Origin of the sequence: Planctopirus hydrillae, from assembly GCF_001707835.1 — a bacterium.
GTDB classification, from domain to species: Bacteria; Planctomycetota; Planctomycetia; order Planctomycetales; family Planctomycetaceae; genus Planctopirus; species Planctopirus hydrillae.
On the sequence record NZ_LYDR01000095.1, the window covers coordinates 24,824 to 44,561 of the forward strand.

The 19,738-nt window shown below is 54.7% G+C and carries 11 protein-coding genes; 7 read left to right on the plus strand and 4 right to left on the minus strand.

All coding sequences use genetic code 11. The annotated features are described in order from the left end of the window. Positions 1-408: 408 nt before the first annotated feature. Positions 409-2,088: a hypothetical protein gene (locus tag A6X21_RS11850; protein WP_068848125.1), complete on the minus strand. Its 1,680-nt coding sequence runs from the start codon at positions 2,086-2,088 to the stop codon at positions 409-411. Between the two features lie 410 nt (positions 2,089-2,498). On the opposite strand from A6X21_RS11850, the gene A6X21_RS11860 reads away from it, so the two are divergent. The 4 genes from A6X21_RS11860 to A6X21_RS11890 all read left to right on the plus strand — a co-directional run bounded on the left by A6X21_RS11860 (position 2,499) and on the right by A6X21_RS11890 (position 9,404). Then, positions 2,499-3,320, plus strand: coding sequence for a coiled-coil domain-containing protein (locus A6X21_RS11860; protein WP_131818306.1), 822 nt, complete (start codon positions 2,499-2,501; stop codon positions 3,318-3,320). Positions 3,321-3,376: 56 nt separating this feature from the next. Next, entirely contained in the window at positions 3,377-3,745 is a 369-nt protein-coding gene (locus A6X21_RS11865) for a hypothetical protein (protein WP_131818307.1), read from the plus strand. Positions 3,746-4,370: 625 nt separating this feature from the next. Further along, a complete protein-coding gene (locus A6X21_RS25210) occupies positions 4,371-5,666 on the plus strand; it encodes a DUF1559 family PulG-like putative transporter (protein WP_068848133.1) in 1,296 nt (431 codons plus the stop codon). 210 nt (positions 5,667-5,876) lie between these two features. Then, a complete protein-coding gene (locus A6X21_RS11890; RefSeq protein ID WP_083233566.1) occupies positions 5,877-9,404 on the plus strand; it encodes a HEAT repeat domain-containing protein in 3,528 nt (1,175 codons plus the stop codon). Between the two features lie 314 nt (positions 9,405-9,718). Here A6X21_RS11890 and A6X21_RS11895 read toward each other — a convergent pair whose 3' ends face one another. Then, positions 9,719-12,916, minus strand: a complete 3,198-nt coding sequence (locus A6X21_RS11895; RefSeq protein WP_068848142.1) for an efflux RND transporter permease subunit — start codon at positions 12,914-12,916, stop codon at positions 9,719-9,721. A gap of 364 nt (positions 12,917-13,280) precedes the next feature. Between A6X21_RS11895 and A6X21_RS11900 the strand changes: the two genes are divergently transcribed. Together A6X21_RS11900 and A6X21_RS11905 are read left to right on the plus strand one after the other, a co-directional pair. Beyond that, positions 13,281-14,438: an acyltransferase family protein gene (locus A6X21_RS11900; protein WP_165603779.1), complete on the plus strand. Its 1,158-nt coding sequence runs from the start codon at positions 13,281-13,283 to the stop codon at positions 14,436-14,438. 135 nt (positions 14,439-14,573) lie between these two features. Beyond that, entirely contained in the window at positions 14,574-15,182 is a 609-nt protein-coding gene (locus A6X21_RS11905) for an HAD family hydrolase (protein WP_240490246.1), read from the plus strand. A 153-nt stretch (positions 15,183-15,335) separates the two neighbouring features. Here the strand turns inward: A6X21_RS11905 and A6X21_RS11910 are convergent, their stop codons facing one another. After that, entirely contained in the window at positions 15,336-16,538 is a 1,203-nt protein-coding gene (locus A6X21_RS11910) for a class I SAM-dependent methyltransferase (RefSeq protein ID WP_068848148.1), read from the minus strand. A gap of 118 nt (positions 16,539-16,656) precedes the next feature. Further along, positions 16,657-18,972 carry a tetratricopeptide repeat protein gene (locus A6X21_RS11915; protein ID WP_068848150.1) on the minus strand — a complete coding sequence of 772 codons (2,316 nt, stop codon included), beginning with the start codon at positions 18,970-18,972 and terminating at the stop codon, positions 16,657-16,659. Between the two features lie 54 nt (positions 18,973-19,026). Between A6X21_RS11915 and A6X21_RS24360 the strand changes: the two genes are divergently transcribed. Next, positions 19,027-19,509, plus strand: coding sequence for a hypothetical protein (locus A6X21_RS24360; protein WP_068848152.1), 483 nt, complete (start codon positions 19,027-19,029; stop codon positions 19,507-19,509). The last annotated feature ends 229 nt before the right edge of the window (positions 19,510-19,738 follow it).

The window sequence follows — 19,738 nt, forward strand, 5'->3', positions numbered from 1 at the left end:
GGGCCTGATGATACAGTTATGAAAAGCTCGGGGTATGCGGCTGACACGGAGATCAGCAGCGAGGTTCTCTGGAATCGCGCCTTCCTACCCCGGAACGGAAAATACCGCTGCATAAGATTCTATCGGCGGGATCGAGTTTCGGGAATGCGACGACTTTTTTGGTCTGGCGAAGTTTGCATGTTCTATCGGCAAAAGCTGCGAACACACATTCGCGAATGTGTTCATAAGAACACTTCTTGGTCGTCCATCGTGACCTGAGTGGCATGATCCGGCAAATAACAAACCCCCGGCCTGAAATCAGACCGGGGGTTCATGGAGTCGTCATATCGCTGAATCTGAGCCGCTCTGAAAGTTCACCACTTACTGAGTTGATGACTTGATCGGGGCAGGGCAGAAGCGGCGGCTGATTTACTGGGAAAGCATGGTTCGCAGTTCGACCAGAGCTGGTGTGGTGCGGGAAGCCAGGCGACCGAGTTGTGTGCGGTCTTCTGTGCGGCACTGCACCAGATAGCTGTAAACTCTTCTCCAGCTCTCATAGAGTTGTTCGGTCTGCTGGCGAGCCTGTGCAGCCGTTGAGCCCCTGACCAGGCTATCGTGCAGACGCATGGCCCGTTCAGAAAACGCGGCAATTTCCCGCTGAGCTTCGGCGGCGTAAACAGGGCGTTCCGTCTGGAGCCAGCGCTGGCTGACCAGTTGCAGGTTGTAAGTGAGACCATCAATCTCAGCGGCCAAATCAATGGCGGCCTGCCGGCTCAGGTCATCCCGCTGAACCATGAGTGTTGATCGAAGCGTGCCAATGGTCTGCTCGATCTTGCGGAGAATCGATTGAGCCGATTCGCTCTGGATGGGGCGGAAAGTGGCAGCAAAATTTCGCTCAGCCGCTTCGATGTAGCGGAAGGCTTCGACGACATCGGTCATGCTGGCGGTGTTCGAGCGGTTCACGATATCGACAAAGTATTCGCAGACGCCGTAGAACTCATCAGCCGTGGCGAGCACAGTGTTCGACTTGGGCAAATGCACCAGCAGCAGCAGTGGGGTGCGCTGGAAGAACTCATCGATATCTTTTTTGAGCGAGTTGGTGAGATAAACCAACTGCTGCTTATCGAGCTGCTGTGGCATCATGAGTAGCTGACGGATTTCGCTGTCGGTCTGGGCGATGCGACGCAGATCACGATCCATGGCCGAACCGGTATAGGCCTGCAGCTTGGCGGCTTCGGGGTACCAGAGTTCCTGGAAGCGTTTGTACTGATCGACCACCACATTGCGATCGGCCCGATCCTGCACGGCCAGCGACATCGTGCGGATCTGCTGATTAACGCGGTTCAGGGCGAGTGTCAGTTCATCACGAATGCGGCGGTCGTTGACTTCATAAGCCACATCGTCGGTGAGGTTACGCATGTCGGTGCTCATCTGGATGAATTTCTCCATGAGAGCCCGGGAGTTGACTTGTGGCTGAATCAACAGCACTTTCCCAATCGACTGGGCAATGCCGTCGAGATTGGCAGCACGCTGTTGAGTGCGTTTGCTGAGATCGGTCGCGAGGCTCATGCGATAGGAGAGTTCTCGCCACTGCGCATCAAGTTCACGAAAATCTTCGGTGAGATAGCGATGATCGTTCGTTCGCTGGGCCTGCTGCACGATGGATGTCAGCCGGGCCTGCAGATTCATGGCATCGACGAGCAAAGATCGCAAAGCCGGTCGGCGGGCGGATTCATCACCGAGATCGAGAATCAGATCCGAAAGTTCATCCTGAGCGTCGCGAACGAGCGGCCGCAACCTTTCGAGTTCAGTGGTGGGATTCGAGAGATCGCTATTGGCAGGTGGTCGCAAACGGGAGTTGTTGTACTGATCGAACTCCATCATGGGAGCACTGAGATCGTTGAGCAGGCGATCGCGCTCCTCACGGCTGATCGAAGCGGGGATCGTGCGGGCCTGGGCCAGTGCTTCGCCCATTTCGGCCACGAGACCTGTGCTCATGACGGCTGCCGCGAAGAGCCATTTCTGTCCGGCAGTCACTGTCTTTCCAAAGTAAGAAGTTCGTACTGCAGGTACGTCTGAATCAGAGTCATTCCGGTTGAAGTTACCCATGCTTCGGAATCCTTTCAGGAAGCAATCGCTAGAAAATCTGCCGGCTCTCTGCTGGATCGGGCCATCAATCCGATGCCTGAACCTGTGCAGCAAGCCTTCTATCAGCCTATTTTGTGGGAGTTTCAGCGATGATTTCCGCCCACAGGCGGCAGAAAACGCCACTGTTCCAGCACACGCGCTGCAAAAACTAGCGAAAACTGCTGAACGGGCCTAGCTCAGTTTTCTGGCCCTTTCCGCGAATCCGCATGGCACGGGATTCCGGCAAGTCTCCCTGAGAAGCGGATCTCGGAAAAAAGTAGCCTGCTTCCAGAGGATCAATTGCGCTCTCGCGTTCGACAGGCTGGAGTTTTAGGCTAGAGGATATCGGGCAATCCGCATGCATGATGTTTACCTTCAGATGGCAGATCAAAATGTCGAACGGGAAGCTTTCATTTGTCGTATGGATGGGGATCGTTTGGGTTCTGTGTGAGGGCGTGCGGCCGGAAATCTCCTGTGCCGATCAGAAAAGTCGCGCTAACGCTCGCGATGAGAAACGCGAAAACGAGGCGGTGAAAGAAGCCCGGCAGGATCTCGACAAAGCCAAAGACCGCCTGAAAGATGAAGAGAAGCAGTTGCGGGCGGCCCGGGCAGATCTTCAAAAGGCCGAGCAGGAACGGAAGCAGGCGGCGAGCGCGCTCCAAAAACTCCGCGAACAGATGGAGGAAAAGTATGAACAGGAAATCGGTCTACAGGCTGCCCGCCAAAACCTGAAGCAACTGACAACGGAGAGAGATCGTGTTGTAGGGCCGATTACGCAGGCGATTCGTCAGCGGGAAACGGGTTTGAGTGCCGGTCTGAAGCAGGCTGAGGAAAAACTCTCCCGAGCGACGACGTTGGATGAGCGAAAGGGAGCGGCGAAGCAGATCGCTGAGTATCAGGCACAGTTTCGACAGCTCGAAGCGGCGGCGATTGAAGCTGATCCTCGAGCGAAAGAGTTGTCTCGGAAAGTCACTCTGCAGGAGCAGCAGGTGCAAACGGCCAATCAGAAGCTGGATCGAATCATCGAGCGGGACAATCAGCTCAAAGCAGCCGAGCAGAAGTTTGAGGCGAGCCGCAAAGCTGAAGATGCTGCGGAACAGGGGGTGAGTAAAGCATCGCGGGATGTTGCCCAGGCTCAAGCCGGTGTCGACCGTGCGGAGAAGCAGCTCGCTCAGAAGGTGGCCCAGGATCGCAAGGATAAGAATCGTAAGTAGTCCATAATGAACCCATATTTATTTCTATATATACCTTGGGCGTGTTTCTCTTGGCGATGAGAATCAAACCACCCTACTTACTGAACCTGTTCCCACGCTTGACGCCATATCAAGTGATGGTTAATGCCTTTCGCTTTTTTCTGGTGATAATCGCCATAGCTTGCTTATTCGAGCAATGGATAAATCCTCCCAATGATCGATCGAACAACCCGCTGCCTTCCGGATATGGAATTTGGGTCAGTTCGATTCATCTCGTTGCCTGGATCTCGATACTTATCTGCGTGGGGGCAATGAGTTTGATGTTTATCCGCATGATTTCCCCAATTCAGGTGACTGAATCAGAAAATCTGGAGCAGCGGGATTTCCACGAAGCTGATGCCCGCTTTGACTCTTCTGATGGCCACCGCCTCCGCATCACTGACTGATTCCTCACAGGCAACGGCTGATCATTGTGAAGAACTTCACGGCTTTTTAATAAGCCAGGCCGGGTGTTTGACTCTATGTCGCATTCGTTGACTTTGGCTACGCGCAAGCTCCTTGCACGTCAAGTACGAAGCGAAGTTCCTAACGTTTTTTCAAAGAACGTTCACAAGATCGTCACAATTGGCTTCTACAGTCTTGCCGTCGTGATAGGGGAAACACCGAGGCGTGCTTGTTAAGCACACTTCGGATTTCCAGCGAAACAACAAACTTCAAATATGAAAAAGATTTCCAGTCTTGTTCATCAAGTCCTGTTGTTTCGCCACTACTTTACAACAGTCGCAAAGGTCAGACGCATGGATGCTGACCTTGCCTTTGCGTGGCGAAGGTGCTGACCGGATGGATTGACTTGGACAGTCAATCGCTGCCGGGCCAACTCTCTGCCTTTGTTCAGCAGGGAAGAGGGCTCCAGTAGTTGAGAGATGATGGGTCTGATTTTCGATGAGTCGCGCGGCATCGAACGATCTTGAGAACCTGTCAGGTGCTGAGTCGAGAAGTATCCGTTTGTTAGTAGTGCTTTGTGTCTTTTCCCGTTGGTTTCACGTCCCTTTTCACTGAAGAAAGACTCGAATGAAGAAGTTCTCGCTGAACGCTCGCAAGGGTTTCACCCTGATCGAGCTCCTCGTGGTGATCTCGATCATCGCGATCCTCATCGCTCTCCTGTTGCCTGCTCTGCAGTCAGCTCGCGAAGCTGCCCGTAAGACACAGTGCAAGAACAACCTGCGTCAGGTTGGCATTGGTCTCAACGCCTTTGCTGATACCGATCCAGGCGATCGTCTCTGCACAGGTCAGTACGACCGCTTCCGCGATGGTTGCGTCGATACCTACGGCTGGACAGCCGACCTCGCTCGCGTCAACGCTGGTAAGGCCAACGAACTCCGTTGCCCAGCCAACCCCATCCGCGGTTCAGAAAAGCTGAACGACCTCCTCCGTGGTAACGTCACTTCGAACAGCTCGATTCCTCTGGCTGATCGTCTCGACGCCTGTAACATTGACAGCGTCTGCTACCAGATGAACGCTGCCGGTGTTTCCGGTGCAACTGCTGCTCCTTTCGTGGCACGGTTGATCAAGGACGGCCACAACAGCAACTACGCTTCGAGCTGGTTCATGAGCCGCACCAACTTCAAGACCACCAACAGCGGTAACGATCCATTCGTTCTCGCCGACTTCACCACGGTCGCTACCATTTCCGTTGGTGGTACAGCTTGCCCAGCAGTGACTGGCACACAGATTTACCGCGATGGTCTGAAAGAATTCCAGAACACAGTGGGCCCCCTCACACGTCGTTTCCTCGAAGGTGCTGACGTTCCTTCCAACAACGTGCCACTCCTGGGCGATGCTTCTCCTGGGGACATCAACGAAGCTGTTCTCTCGGACAACATCGTTGACAGCGAAGGTAAGCTCGTTGATCCTGCTTTGACTGCTGGTGCTCGCCTCGGCGAAACCGCCAACGACGGTCCTGGTCAGATCACCAGTGCCAACCGCCTCCGCCTGCTCGTCACCAACGACGTGGCCACCGCCGCTCTGGCTTACACCGGTTATCCAACAGCCGGTACCGCTGTTACCAGCACTGTGATTTCTGCTTACGCTCCCAGCGCAATCTGGATGCTGCAGGATACTCGCGACTGGTTTGCTGTTCACCAGTCATCTGCCAACATTCTGATGGCCGATGGTTCGGTTCGTGAAGTTGTTGACCTCAACGGAGACAAGTTCTTCAACCCAGGTTTCAACTACGACATGGCCACTCCACCATCTGCTGAATCACAGGGTTTCACCAGCAACGTTGTTGAAGTCAACAGCTTCGAAATCTTCTGCGGTCCAACACTCGCAATCCGCGCTGTGACCAAGGGTCGCTTCGAAGAGTAATGGAAATCATGTTTGATTGGCCAACTCCTCGGGAGTTGACGATTTAAACAGTCTCGAGGAGCCTGCGGCGATCCAATGGGTTGCCGCAGGCTACCTTGCTTGATGGATCTCCCTGTGAATCGATGAATCTTTTGAGATTTCCCAGGAAATACGCGGTCATCTGGATGATCCCCTCAATCGGTGCGTACTCCTGATGGAGAGAATTAAGCCATGTCCGAAGCTGCACCTGCCTGCCCGAAATGCAACGAACCTCTTCAGCCCGGGATGCTCCGTTGCCGTGCCTGTGGCGAGAGGCTGACCCCTGCGACACGGCAACCCGTCGCGGCTGCCGCGGGAATAGGGAGTTCAGTCACTGGTGTGACAAACGCACCCGTAGCGACACAACCTTTGAATTCTGCATCGACAGCTCGACCATCATCGGCTGCTGGTCCGAAAACAGGGACCGTTCTCAACCTGAACAACTTGCTCAAGACAGGAGCAGTCCCTGCCGGAACAACCGGGCCTGCCGGTTCAACCAATACAGCAGCAGCAAATGCAGCTCCTGTGGCCACGGGAGGCTTTGATCAGGGACGTACCGCGAATACACGTCCGCCTGATTCTTCAGGATCGAGCCTGCGTCTGAAGAAACCGGCTAGTAATTCCCCAATTCAAACGTCACCTGCGGCTGTCACGTCGCAGGCAACAGTCGCCACGACTTCTCCCCCCGCTGCGACTTCCTCGACTCCAGGATCGACAGACACTGCCAAGGTCGCTTCGGCCGCCTCCAGCAAGCTTCCATTGCCTCCCACCAGTGCCAGTTCGCAATCGGGCAGCATGCGATTGGCTCGGCCCAGTGGCTCCAGTGGCCGCATGGAAGCGTTTGGCAATGATGCCATTCGAGTCTCCTGCGAATGCGGAGCCAAGTTCCGTACGAAGAGTGAAACGGCTGGCCGAAAGGTCAAATGCCCCAAATGTGGTTCAGCAGTCATCGTACCCGGTGGTTCGTCGGAAACGACTGGGCCGGCACTCGTTGAAAAACGAAAGTTTGCCGATCTGGCGAAAGAAATTGCCAGTTTGCCACCTCTGGTCGCGACCGAAAATGATCCATCGGCAGGCGTGAAAAACTCAGCCGAAATGCCCGCTGTCGAATCGGGAACCAAGATTGAAAGTGGTTCCAAGCCCGGGCAAACGTCATCGGGGAGTACGACCAAAAGGAAAAAGTTATCAAAATCACGCCTGACGAAGTTGCTAAAAGCCATTGAACCCAAAGAGAGTGCCAGTTCGGAAGATGCCGAAAAGCGCCGACAAGCCGTTTTAGAATTGGGCATGGCCGAAAATGAAGGGCTGTGGGCCGAACTGGAGAAACTGAAAAGCGATAGCTGGATTGTCGTGCGTGAGGCGGTCGCCACGGCATTAGGTGATCTGGGCCAACCGGAAGCGACACCCGCTCTGATTGAAATGCTCGACGATGAAGTTCCCGAGGTCAGGCGCAACGCGATTGCCTCAATCGGAAAACTGCGCGATGCCAGAGCCTGTCGAGCCATGATTGTCATGGCTTTGCAGGAGCCTCATTTCCGCTTTGCCTCACTCGACGCCATCACCAAAATGGGGAATGCAGCCACTGCCTCACTGCAACAGATTCTACAGGAGAAAGACCCAGGTTATGCTCTCGAAGCGGCCGTCGTGGCTGGGCGCACACGCGATGCAAAGCTGATTGAACCTTTACTGAAACTGCTTGGAAACTCTTTTGCGATTGTGCGTGGTCAGGTTGCGGAAAGCCTTGGTCAGATTGGCGATAAGAAAGCCACCGGGCCACTTTGCAAACTTCTGGAAGATCCTGAACAAGGTGTGCGAGTTGCAGCAGCCGGTGCCCTGGCGCGGCTGGCAGATCCACGCTCTGTCCCCAGTCTGCTCAAGGGGTTATCACAGGATGATGCTGATGTTCTGGAAAGGGTGATTACCGCCCTGGGAGAGATCGGTGATGCCCAGGCGGCTCCGAATCTTTTGCCATTGATTGATCATCCCCAGTCTGAAATTCGCGGAGCTGCCGCCGAGGCCCTGGGGAAGATTGGCGCTTCCGAATCCGCTTCGCCTTTGACACGTCTGCTACACGATACCGATGAAGCTGTCCGTCTTAAGGCGATTGCTGCTTTCCGTAAGTTTAAGGCAAGCATCGCAGTGGATCCTCTGCTGAATCTACTGATGGATCCGAACGCTCAGATCCGCCTGCGCGCGGTGGATACGTTAGGGGAAATTGCTGACGAATCGGCCGTCGATCACCTGATCCATACCCTGCACAATGATGGCACGATGGAAGTCCGGCAGATGGCTGCCAAGGCGCTGGGTGCGATTGGCTCTGCCGATGGAATTGAACCTCTCGAACAAGCCCTGGAAGATGAGTTCCCGGTTCGCTGTCGGGCCATTACCTCGTTAGGTCAGATTGGCGCATCGGCCTCGTTGCCCGCCTTACTGGCGATGCTCAAAGACTCTGTGCCGGAAGTGCGCTATCACACGACACAGGCCTTGGCCGATCTTGGGAATGCGAATGCTCTCAAACCGCTCGAAGAGCTCCTTTCCGATGAACACCCCATGGTTCGTCGGGGAGCTGCCAAAGCTTTGGTCAAGCTGGGAGATCCTCGAGGAGAATCGCTACTTGATGAAAAGAAGCTCGCCAGCTTCAAGAAACAACGTCCCGGTTTCAAATTCAATTTCTCATCACTGGAGCCGACGGCGTTCATCGAAGCGATCAAGGCGGCACCCCCTGCTGTGGCCATTGGTGCCATCGCGGTTCCGGCACTGCTGCTGATTGGTTTTGCCGCCATGAGCCTGGGACTGCTCAGCGGGGGAGGTTCCAGCGTGGTGGTGCGAGGCCGACCGGCTTCATTGAACTTCGCTCTGGACGGGAAATCTGTGGTTGTCGGATTCAATAAAGGTGTGGTTGAAGTCTGGCCGGTGGCTGGTGGATCACCTTCATCGAAATCGGTCTACGGGAATTATGCCTCCAATCTGCTGGCCACCGGTGTCGAAGGGACATTTTTAAGTGTGGCGGACAAACAGATCTCAATGCTCACCGGCGGCAAAGTGACTCCCATGGCCGGCCTGCCTTCGATTGCCGCCTACACAATTCAGTCACCCGACGGAAAACATGCGGCTGCCATTGGCTCAGATGGTTCAATCACGTTTCTCGATCTGGCAAATGCCAAACCAATGCAGGCCATTCAACTCAATACAAAAACTGTGACCTGCATGGGCCTTTCGAATGGTGGTCGTGAAATTGTCGGTGGACGTAAAGACGGCAGTGTCACAATCTGGGAAGCTCAATCGGGTAAGCCCGTCGCGGAACTCAAGCTGGGCACCATTGTCCCGGCTGCCATCGGATTCAATTCCGCAGGTGACAAGCTTGTGGTCGCCAATCTCCGCGGTGGAGTCGGCATTTATGATATCAAGACCCGCAAGCGACTGAATGATTTGCCATTCGAAGGCAAAACAGCACCAATTTTTGCCGGTGCCAGCTTTGTGGGAGGTAACGATGATCTGGTCCTGCTCTCGGCGGGCACTTCACTCACCACCTGGAAGGTATCAACGAATGAAGTGAAAGCTTCTCCTGCTTACGATCTTGTGGGGGGCATTGGTGGTCTTGCCATCAGCCCGACGGGCGAACACCTGGCCTTTATGGATTCGGAATCGGCCGATGTTGTGGTTGTAAGCCTCCCCTCACTCGAAGAAGCAGCCGTCCTGAGTGTCCCGGCAGGTCGTTAATCGCAGAGATCACGCTGAAATATTTCTCTGTCTATATCCACACACCTTTGTGTTATAGCCCGCCAAGGGTGGCCCGGCCAACATGTGGCCGGGTGTCGTGCAGCCGCACGACAACAAGAAGCCGCGCCATGCGTGTACTCTGCCACAACACTTGTCTTGGCCCTGGGTGCCACGACTTTTAAACATGTCCTACGATCGAGCGTGACAGGCTTTGAAGCATGTCAGACTCTGGACCATGCCAGACACACGCCGACAGAATCGCGTACAAACGTCGTGCTGAAGAATGTTCACCCGGAACAATATCATTCGTTCCATCAGTGGCTTGCCGGCTGCTGGTGCTGAGTCGTGGCAGGCTGTGCAGCTTCATCGGATGGTGGGCCAGTGCGAACGGGCTTGCCTCGCAAGTGGGCATAGCCTTCACTCAGGCTCTGCATGACAACATAAAAGACTGGCGTAAAGAAGACTGCGAGTATGGTTGAGGTAATCATCCCACCAAAGACGGCTGTCCCTAAAGCCTGACGGCTGGCCGCACCGGCACCCTGAGCGACCACCAGTGGGTAGACTCCGAGAATAAACGCAAACGAAGTCATCAGAATCGGGCGGAAGCGCAGTCGCGAAGCATTGACAGCCGCATCGAGAATACTGGCCCCTTTATGCCTCAAATCACGGGCAAACTCGACAATCAGAATCGCGTTTTTACTCGCCAGAGCAATGATCAGTACCAGTCCGATCTGAGTATAGACATTATTGTCCATCCCGCGCGCCAGAAGTGCCAATCCTGAACCCACCAGACCCAACGGGACCACGAGAATCACAGCGGCTGGACTCGTCCAGCTTTCGTACTGAGCGGCCAGCACCAGGTACACCAGCAACACGGCAAGCCCCAGCACGTAAACTGATTCATTACCGACTTTACGTTCCTGATAGGAAATCCCGGTCCATTCAAAGCCCATCGTTTTCGGGAGCAGTCGCTCTGCCATCTGCTCCATGATGTCGAGTGCCTGACCTGAGCTGAAACCGGGAGCCGCCTGACCGTTAATCGCTGCTGCCGGATAGAGGTTATATCGGCGGATGATCTGCGGCCCCAACGTATCACGCACTTCGACCAGCGAGCCTAGAGGAACCATCTGCCCGGCTCGATTGCGAACCTGCAGTCGAGTAATGTCTGTTTTTTCCACGCGGAATTGAGCATCGGCCTGGATACGTACCTGATAGGTTCGGCCAAACAGGTTGAAATCGTTCACATAAGCCGAACCGAGTTCTGCCTGCAATGTTCCAAAAATTTCGGCCAGCGGAACATCGAGCGATTTGGCCTTCACGCGGTCAATATCTAAATAGATCTGCGGGATCTGTGCACGGAAAGTGCTGTTCACCTGCGTGAGTGCTGTCTGCTGATTGGCATCGGCCGAGATGATCTGCGCCATATTCTGCAATTGAACCAATCCGGCTCCACCACGATCCTGCAATTGCATTTCGAATCCGCCAGCCGTACCTAATCCCAGAATGGCCGGTGGTGGAAAGGCAAAGGTGATCGCATCATCAATTGTCGCAAACTGGCCGTAGAGTGAACCCAGTACGCCAAACAAACTCTCCTCTCGTGACTGACGATGGCTCCATTCTTTCAACGTGACATAGATTGTGGCGGCATTGGAAGAAGCCGCCTGATCGAGCAGCGATTGACCACCAATCGTCACCCAGTTTTCAATACCAGGAGTACTCCCCAGAATCTTGTTCATCTTCTGGAGAACGGCTTTCGTTCGCTCTTGAGAAGCCCCATCGGGCAATTGGCAGCCCACAACCAGATAGCCCTGGTCTTCCGTCGGCAGAAATCCTGTTGGCAAACTGCGGAAGAGCAAAACCGTGCTGGTCACAATCGCCACGTAAGCAATCATCGAAAAAAGTGGTGCTCGTACCAGCAGCTTGACAATACTGACGTAGATACCTTCAAAGAAATCGTAGACCGCATTAAACCCGCGATAAAAAATGTTCTTTTTAGCAGCGACAGGCCTGAGGTACACGGCACATTGAGCAGGCTTTAACGTCAGCGCGTTGACTGCACTGATCAGTGCAGTCGCCGCGATTGTTAACGCAAACTGACGATAAAGCTGGCCGGTAATCCCCTGCATACCGGCTGTGGGGAGGAAGACCGCCATCAGCACAAGCGTAATACCAATAATCGGCCCCAGAATTTCCCCCATCGCGACAATCGTTGCTTCACGCGGTGCCAGATGGTCATGCTCGATGTGATGGGCCGCATTTTCGACGATCACAATGGCGTCATCGACCACAATGCCAATCGCCAGCACCAGTCCGAACAGCGTCAGCATATTGACAGAGAAGCCCATCGCCCACATCAGGGCAAAGGCACCAATGATCGTCACGGGAACAGTGGTCGCCGGGACCAGCACGGCCCGCCAATCCTGCAGGAAGACCAGAATCACAATCAGCACCAGAACGCCGGCTTCAAACAGCGTTTTGTAGACTTCGGCAATGGCCTCTTCGACAAACTTGGTCGTATCAAACGGAATGTCGTAGTTGAGCCCCTTAGGGAAGTTCTTTGCCAGTTTTGCCATGACTTGCTTCACGTCATGGGCCACATTGAGGGAGTTTGCCCCGGGAAGCTGGAAGATCGCCAGGCCGGCAGCGGGAATCCCGCTCTTCTCGCAATACAGGTTATAGAGCTGCCCACCCAGTTCCACGCGGGCCACATCTCGCACACGCGTCAGGCGGCCACCATTCCCTGGTGCCGTCTTGACGATGATGTCGTTAAAGGCCTCGACATCGCTTAGTCGCCCCAGTGTGGTAATTGTGTATTCAAAATCTTGCCCCACCGGCGCAGGAGCAGCTCCTAATTGACCAGCGGCCACCTGGACGTTCTGTTCCTGAATGGCAGCGACGACATCAGAGGCCGAAAGATTGCGTGCCTTTAATTTGTTGGGGTCGAGCCAGACACGCATCCCGTAATCGCTGGAGCCGAAGACCTGAATTTCGCCGACACCATAAATACGGGCCAACTCATCGCGAATCGATAAGGTGGCATAGTTCGAGAGATAAAGACTGTCAAACTTCCCCTCATCGCTGGTCAGCGTCACCACCTGAATAATGGCCGTGGACTGTTTCTTGACGTTGATCCCCTGGCGGCGGACATCCTCAGGAAGTCTCGGCTCCGCTTGAGAGACGCGGTTCTGTACCAGCACTTGCGCCATATCGAGATTGGCACCCACTTCAAACGTGACCGTCAGAGTGTAGGTGCCATCACTGGCACATGTCGAAGACATGTAGAGCATGCCTTCGACACCATTCACCTGCTGTTCAATGGGCGCAGCAACGGTGTCTGACAGCACCTGAGCATTGGCACCAGGATAGGTCGCCGTCACCTGAACCGTGGGGGGTGTGATGGAGGGATACTGCTCAACAGGAAGTCGAAACAAAGCCACGCCGCCAAGAATCATTGTGACGATCGCAATGACGTTGGCAAAAATGGGACGATCAATAAAAAATCGGGAGAGCAAGTTCAACTCCTGTAACTGACGTCCGCCCGGGATTGACCTTTGTCCTCCCAGGCAATCTCAATCAGCGCATGCCTTCGATGTTGCCTTCTGGCAACAGACCCAACATCTCGAAATCCCCACGTTGCCCAAACACAACACGCCAGTCACTCTCCCGAATTCAACGGATTTCAACTGGACTGTTATGCCGGGTAAAGACTGGAGACTTCACCGCCGCAGAGATCATATCGAGCTTTGAGAAAACTTGGTGCTGTCGATTCGCAATTTTGTCATCACGCCTTCGATCCTCATTGGAGACCGATCTTCAGCATCATGCCAGAAAATCGTCAAATTGCACTTTGGTATGGAGATTGCATTCACGAGGAGCATGCCCACACCATTAGAAACATCCGCTGCACGACTTCCCGCACTCGATGGACTGCGCGGCGTGGCGATACTGGGTGTGCTCTTCTCCAAAGCCCAATTGACACCTGGCTTCCCCAGTGAATTTCACCTTCACTGGGGACATATCGTGGGATCGGCCTCTGTTGATCTCTTTTTTGTCGTCAGTGGTTACCTCATTACCACGCTGCTGCTGGCGGAAAAAGATCGCAACCGCCAGATTTCTCTGGGGGCATTCTACTGGCGGCGTGCACTCCGCATTGTTCCCGCTTTCCTCGCGCTGTTAACGGCTCTCTGGCTACTCGATGGTCACAGCGATGTGGAAATGCGACACATCGACTGGCTTTCTGCGGCCACCTACACAGTCAATTTCATCCCCGAAAGCAGTTGGGATGCCGGGCATTTGTGGTCGCTTTCGATAGAAGAACACTTTTATCTCCTCTGGCCACTCATGGTCGTGCTCCTCTCCGAAGCCCAGCTTCGTCAGCTTCTTGTGGCGTTGATCGCAGGAACACTTCTGCTACGCGGAGTCGTTCTGGCCACCCAACCGCAAGAGGCATCTATTCTGGAAGTCTGGACGATTTTCCGCTGGGATACGATTGCCGCCGGATGCTGGCTGGCACTTGGCCTGCGGCATGAGGCCACACGCGCCCGGCTCGTGAGCTTTGCCGAAGCCCCATGGGCCCTGCCTGCGACGATCACCATTCTGATCGTCTCACTCGGGTTGAATCTATCCAACAAACTCGGGCTGACCATTGGTTACAGTTTAACAGCCATGGCCTGGGCCGCCCTGATACTCCTCGCACTCCAGCGGTCATCATCCCTGTCCCGTGGGCATTTGATGGATCAATCGAAGGAAATTCCCAGCCTGTGGATTCGTGTGCTCCATAGCCGTTTGCTTGTGACGATTGGCATTTTGAGTTACAGCCTCTACTTGTGGCATCGCCTGTTTCTCCGCGCAGAGACAAATGAGAACTGGCTCCATTTCCCCGTCAATCTGGCATGTCTGGCGCTGGCAGCGGTGACCTGCCATTGGCTGATTGAGAGACCATTCCTGCTGCTCAAAAATTCATGGAAGCCTCAACCGACCGCCGAACAAACACTTCCCTGGGGCTCCACCGCACCGGTCGACGGCCTGGTTTAGTATGCGATTCTCCGCAGCATGTTGACTGCGCCCTCAATCGCCAGTCCTGACCTGTTCATGACTCGACGTTTTCTCGATACTGCTACAAACATGTTGAGTATCTCGACAGACACACTTCAGAGGAAGGAGCCTCTTTTGATCAGAACCTGCCTGTTCGACATGGGGAACGTCCTCGTCTTTTTCTCCCACGAACGGATGTGCCGCCAGATTGGTGCTCTTTGTGGCTGGAATCGGGACGAATGCCGCCGACAACTCATGGATTCGGGATTGCAGTGGAATTACGAGCGTGGCCTCCTCACCTGCGCGCAGATGCGCGATGCATTGAGTGAACTTTCGGGCCGCAGCATTTCACTCGCCGCACTCGATCGCGCGACAGCCGATATTTTTATCGAGAACACCAGCATGCTGCCGGTCCTCGCACGCCTCAAAGCGAATGGTCAGCGGCTCGTTCTCCTCTCCAACACCAGTGTCTCGCACGTCCGTTACGTCGAGAAACACTTTGATGTTCTCAATGAGTTTGACGATCGCATCCTTTCCTGCGAAGTGGGTGCCATCAAACCCGAAGCCAGGATCTATGAAGCTGCCCTTGAGGCGATTCATTGCGACCCCGGGGAATGCTTCTATACGGATGATATTGCCGCCTATATTGAAAAAGGCCGTGAATACGGCCTCGACGCAGAAATCTTCACCCAGACCGCCGTCCTCAAGGAACATCTCCACGACCGCCAGATCACCGGCTTCTAGCGATTCTTTCATCCATTTGCAGGCTGCATGGCACATTCGTAGGGCAGGCTCCCGCCTGCCGATAAATCTTACGTAGGGTGCATGGAGTCCTCGAAATGCACCAGTATTTATTTACATAGATATTGACGCACAATTGGTGCATTGGCATGCACCCTACATGGCCTCGACTCGTTGCCCATCCCAGCGATCAAGCCAGGTCGTCGTAATGCCGCAAAGCTCTTTAAGTGCCTGAGATTTCTCCTTCGCCAGTCGGATTGATTCCCGGCTCGGCTTTGCCACTCGCACCGCTCGAATTGCCAGATTCTTCGGTGTATGCTCCAGCTCGATAAACTCGATTACCTGCACCTGATAGCCCTGCTGCTCAAGCCATAACGCCCGCAGGGCATCCGTCACATCAGCCGCAAACCGCTCGGCCAGAATGCCATGCTTCCACAGACCCGAAAGTGACTCCCCACGGATTTGTGGTCTGAGCTCATGCTGACAGCACGGCACTGCCACAATCACCTGAGCCTCGCGCAGCACAGCGGCCGCCAGGGCTTCATCGGTCGCCGTATCGCAGGCATGGAGTGAAACCGCCAGATCAATCTTCCCTTCAATCGGTAGATCGACAATCTGACCGACACGAAAATCAAGCCCGATCAACTGCAATTCGTCGGCAATGGCTGTGCAGGTGGCGATGACATCAGGCCGCTGATCCAACCCTGTCATCTCGACGGTGCGCTGTTCCACAACGGTCAGGTAATGGTGCAGAGCAAACGTCAGATAGCTTTTGCCACAGCCATAATCGACCACTCGCAATGAACCAGGTTTTTGCAAGGTTCCTTTCAGATCACGGATTAATTCCAGATAGCGGTTGATCTGCCGGAACTTATGATACATCGGCGCCTTCACGCGGCCATCTGTCGACATGATTCCCGCTTTAGCCAGAAACGGGCAGGGCTCATTCGGCGGAATGATATAGTTCTTTTCGCGGTTATGAGCCTCAGGCTCACTGTTCGCCAACTGGCTCTTGGCCCGATGCATTTGAAAATGGCCGCGACCTTTGTAGCGGGCACAGATTTCCGCTTCGCTGGTAAACAGCCGGGCATCACCCAGAAGCGTTCCCAGAATCGAAGGGACCCGTTGAATCAGTTGATCGGCCGAAAGATTCTGGTGCAGTTCGCGCGGGCCGACACGTTCGACCCATTGATAGTGAGTTTCCTCCTGAATCAGCACGGGCCGAACAGTCACCTTGGTAGGAACCTGTTCATTGTTCGAAAGCGGTCTGCTCAGGATCAGCTTCTGAAACGTTTTTTCACGCAGGCTGGCGGAAACTTCTTTGAGAAAGGGTTTCAGCGAATCAGGAACTTTCGACATCCGGGGCTTTCGCAACACATTGAGCAGGAATTCACTGTCTACAGACCTGACAGTTTAACTGCGACGTGTGCGAGAAGGTATCCACACTCCCCAGATGAGATTCTTCCCATCGATTGGCTTACGGGAGAACAAAGCTTTCAGGATGCTCGTGAAACTCTTTCAGTGCGGCGGCTGACTGAAAGAAATAGAGCTTTCCCTCGTACCAACTGGCATAAGCCAGATTCCCGCGACTTGCAGGCAGGCCCATAGGAGTTGGCAATTCATCGGTTTTGTTGGCGGAAGAACTTTCCTTTGAGAGCACCAGATCCTGTCCCGCTTTGACTGGCAGATATCTCGAAGGATCGCTCTGGAAGAGCTTTAAGGCCTCGGCACTGCTGCACAGAATTCGCTGCCCATCACTTTCGCAGGCAAACTCCGGTCGGCCATTCACCAGCTCGCGTGCCTCCCGCAAGGCCACGGGGCAGTAGCCACAGAACAGATCCTGTTGCTCACGCCCCAAAATCTGCTGACGACGTGAATCAAACCACTCGACATCCGCAGCACGAATCTGCTGTTTGACTTGTGGCTGAGACTCGGATGACTCCGGGAAAGGGGCTGGCCCGGCAGCCAGATCCATGGGGACATCACTCACAGCGGTAGAACTCTTTTCCACGCTCTCGGGCAACTTGACAGGTAGAGTCTGAGTTGATTCTGGCAATGTCTCGAACGCTGTTGGCGATCCTTCTGCTGGCGCTGGCACGGGAAGATTCGAAGGGACTGCCGCATCCTGGCTCTGCCCGCGAATGACAAAAATAGGTGCATCTCCAGGATCTTCCGTCTCAACCTCGACCGCATCCATGGGGAATGTACGCGGAGCATGAATCTGATTGATCGTCACATCCTGTGGACTGACTCGCGACACGATCGTCGTCATCAGCGAGGATTCCGAGACGATTCGCTGTTCTGTACGGGCAGTAAAACGCTCATCATCTCCGGTCTGGGTGTGGGCAGCTCTCGTGATGACTGTCGCTGGCAATGGTGCCGGAGTCTCACTCACTGGTGTCACAACGGACTTGGAATCTGTGGCCGGCATACGATCTGCCAGAAGCTGCGGTGCTGGAGTTTGGTGTGCCGGTGGCTGAATCATCATCGGGTTTGCTGCTGGTGCCGTTGAACTCTGCAAGACGCCTGATGTGGGCATCACCGCAGGTTGAATAATCGGCAGCAGACTCTCGACGGGAGTCGACAGCGGGCGTGACTTCACAATCGAAATCGTGCCCTCAGCCACTGCGGGAACAGCAGGTTTCGTAGCGATCTGACTCACTTGAGCAGGGGGCACAACCTCCATTGCTCGCGGCAGGTTACCAATCGCCATTCGATGCCCCAGTGGGGCTACGGCTGGAATGACTGCGACAGGTAAACTCGACGATGGGCTGGAGGAGGGAGCACTCTCTGCGGCTGCAACTGGTTTGGCAATCGAAGGCGAAGGCGGCAGTTCATCCACAAGATAAGCCGCAGCTTTCACTGCCGGATCAGCCAATGGGGATTCTATTGAGCCCACTTGAGCAGGAGCTGCCACAGCGGCTGTCGCTCTGGGTTCAGTCGGGAAGTCGAGGGGTTTCTTGCTGACAGCAGGCTCTGGGGAGACGGCTTCTGGAATTCCGGCTGTGGTCCCAGCCAATGTTTGAGAAGTCTTTTTCGCACGAGCCACCTGTGCCTGATCACGAGCCGATTTCGCCGCCGCTGGATCTTTCCTTAACTCATGAATCTGGGCCAAAAACTCCAGAGAGGTCGCTTCATCGTGGCACTTTTTGAACAAACCCAGTGCTTCATCGGCATGGCCTTGGACCCCGCGAATGAGAGCGAGGTTATTGATATAGCGCGATTCTTCCGGATGTTGTTTCATCGCTTCGCGCACGTGCTTTTCGGCCTGCTCGTAATTCCCCTGCCGGAACAGACAATAGCCGGCATCACTCCAGATATCCGCTTGATCAGGAGCCAGCTTAAGTGCTTCCTGATAGTGACTCCAGGCGGTTGGAAAATCATCAAGTTGAGTGGTGACGACTGCGAGACGATGCCGGGCCAGGACATGACCGGGTTCTGCCTGGCAAACCTTGGCATACAGGTTTTGTGCTTCTTTAAGTCGGCCACCAATTTCAGCCTGAGCCGCCTGCTCCAGCCAGAGTGCCGAATCGTTGACGGGCTTGGCAGTAGGTGTGGCCTTCGTTGAGTGACGCTTCGTCAATCGCGACAGGAGGCCTGCATTTGCCTTCGATGGGGAAGCACTTGTGCCGTGCGAAGCCTTCGCAGTGGAAACCGCCTGAGTCTTTGGCGACGACTCCGCCCGCCATCGCGCCAGAGGAGATTGTATTCCCTGATGAGCACAACCTACCCCGGAGATGGTGAGCGCCAGCCCGGTGATTCCCAGCGCCAGTTTTCGTGCTATGCGCTTCATTGCCAATTCCTTGCGGCCGATCGCTCTCCACGCGACTGCGCGGAATGATTTTTGATGACTATTGACCATCCTCTTTATCGGCGTGTGCCAAGCTGGCGAATGACGGGGGTTCTTACCAATTCTCCTGATGAGGGTGACTTTTCCGAAAAAACAGACTCTCCGGAGGGCGTTCTGGCAACTCCTGCCGAAAAACAGCTCGTCTCACAGCGCGAGTTTCCGATCTGTCTTCCAGATCGAGAAAATGAGGTGAACCACCTCGTGAATGATCGAGTGAACGAAAAGGCGGTGAATCCACGTTCCCGTAACTTTTCGTCCATCAGCCTCCTGAACATGCCGTCGGCACCACCACAACGACCAGCATCATCCATCTGCCACTCCTCTGTGCGCACTCCACTGTGTGCATTTCTCCGTTTGCCACTGCTCCGTGTGCCACTGCTGGCTTGCCAGCAGTGCTCCTCCCATCTTCGTGCTCTTCGTGCCCTTCGTAGTACCCCCGCATCTCCTCCGCCGCAGCTTGCCTCGCGTTGCGTGCCATAATTGCGGCTCAGAGCTTCGTGCCATGCTTGAAGCTCTGGGCAAGCATGCTCCCCCATCCCCCAACTCCCCCCCCTCCCAAAAAAACAACCCCCAACGACTCTCACAAGTCGTCAGGGGTCATCCGTATTCCAGCCTCAATCACAGCCCATCCAGGATAGCCACGACCAACGAAGTCACCTTCGCCCGTCATGACTGCCAGCTAGCCCGATTTTTCAATCGTCTTATGTTC

What these genes read in the sequence shown, in the direction of transcription:
- A6X21_RS11850 (WP_068848125.1), bottom strand. Translation starts at nt 2,088, where the DNA reads ATGGGTAACTTCAACCGGAATGACTCTGATTCAGACGTACCTGCAGTA.
- A6X21_RS11860 (WP_131818306.1), top strand. Translation starts at nt 2,499, where the DNA reads ATGTCGAACGGGAAGCTTTCATTTGTCGTATGGATGGGGATCGTTTGG.
- A6X21_RS11865 (WP_131818307.1), top strand. Translation starts at nt 3,377, where the DNA reads ATGAGAATCAAACCACCCTACTTACTGAACCTGTTCCCACGCTTGACG.
- A6X21_RS25210 (WP_068848133.1), top strand. Translation starts at nt 4,371, where the DNA reads ATGAAGAAGTTCTCGCTGAACGCTCGCAAGGGTTTCACCCTGATCGAG.
- A6X21_RS11890 (WP_083233566.1), top strand. Translation starts at nt 5,877, where the DNA reads ATGTCCGAAGCTGCACCTGCCTGCCCGAAATGCAACGAACCTCTTCAG.
- A6X21_RS11900 (WP_165603779.1), top strand. Translation starts at nt 13,281, where the DNA reads ATGCCCACACCATTAGAAACATCCGCTGCACGACTTCCCGCACTCGAT.
- A6X21_RS11910 (WP_068848148.1), bottom strand. Translation starts at nt 16,538, where the DNA reads ATGTCGAAAGTTCCTGATTCGCTGAAACCCTTTCTCAAAGAAGTTTCC.
- A6X21_RS11915 (WP_068848150.1), bottom strand. Translation starts at nt 18,972, where the DNA reads ATGAAGCGCATAGCACGAAAACTGGCGCTGGGAATCACCGGGCTGGCG.
- A6X21_RS24360 (WP_068848152.1), top strand. Translation starts at nt 19,027, where the DNA reads ATGACTATTGACCATCCTCTTTATCGGCGTGTGCCAAGCTGGCGAATG.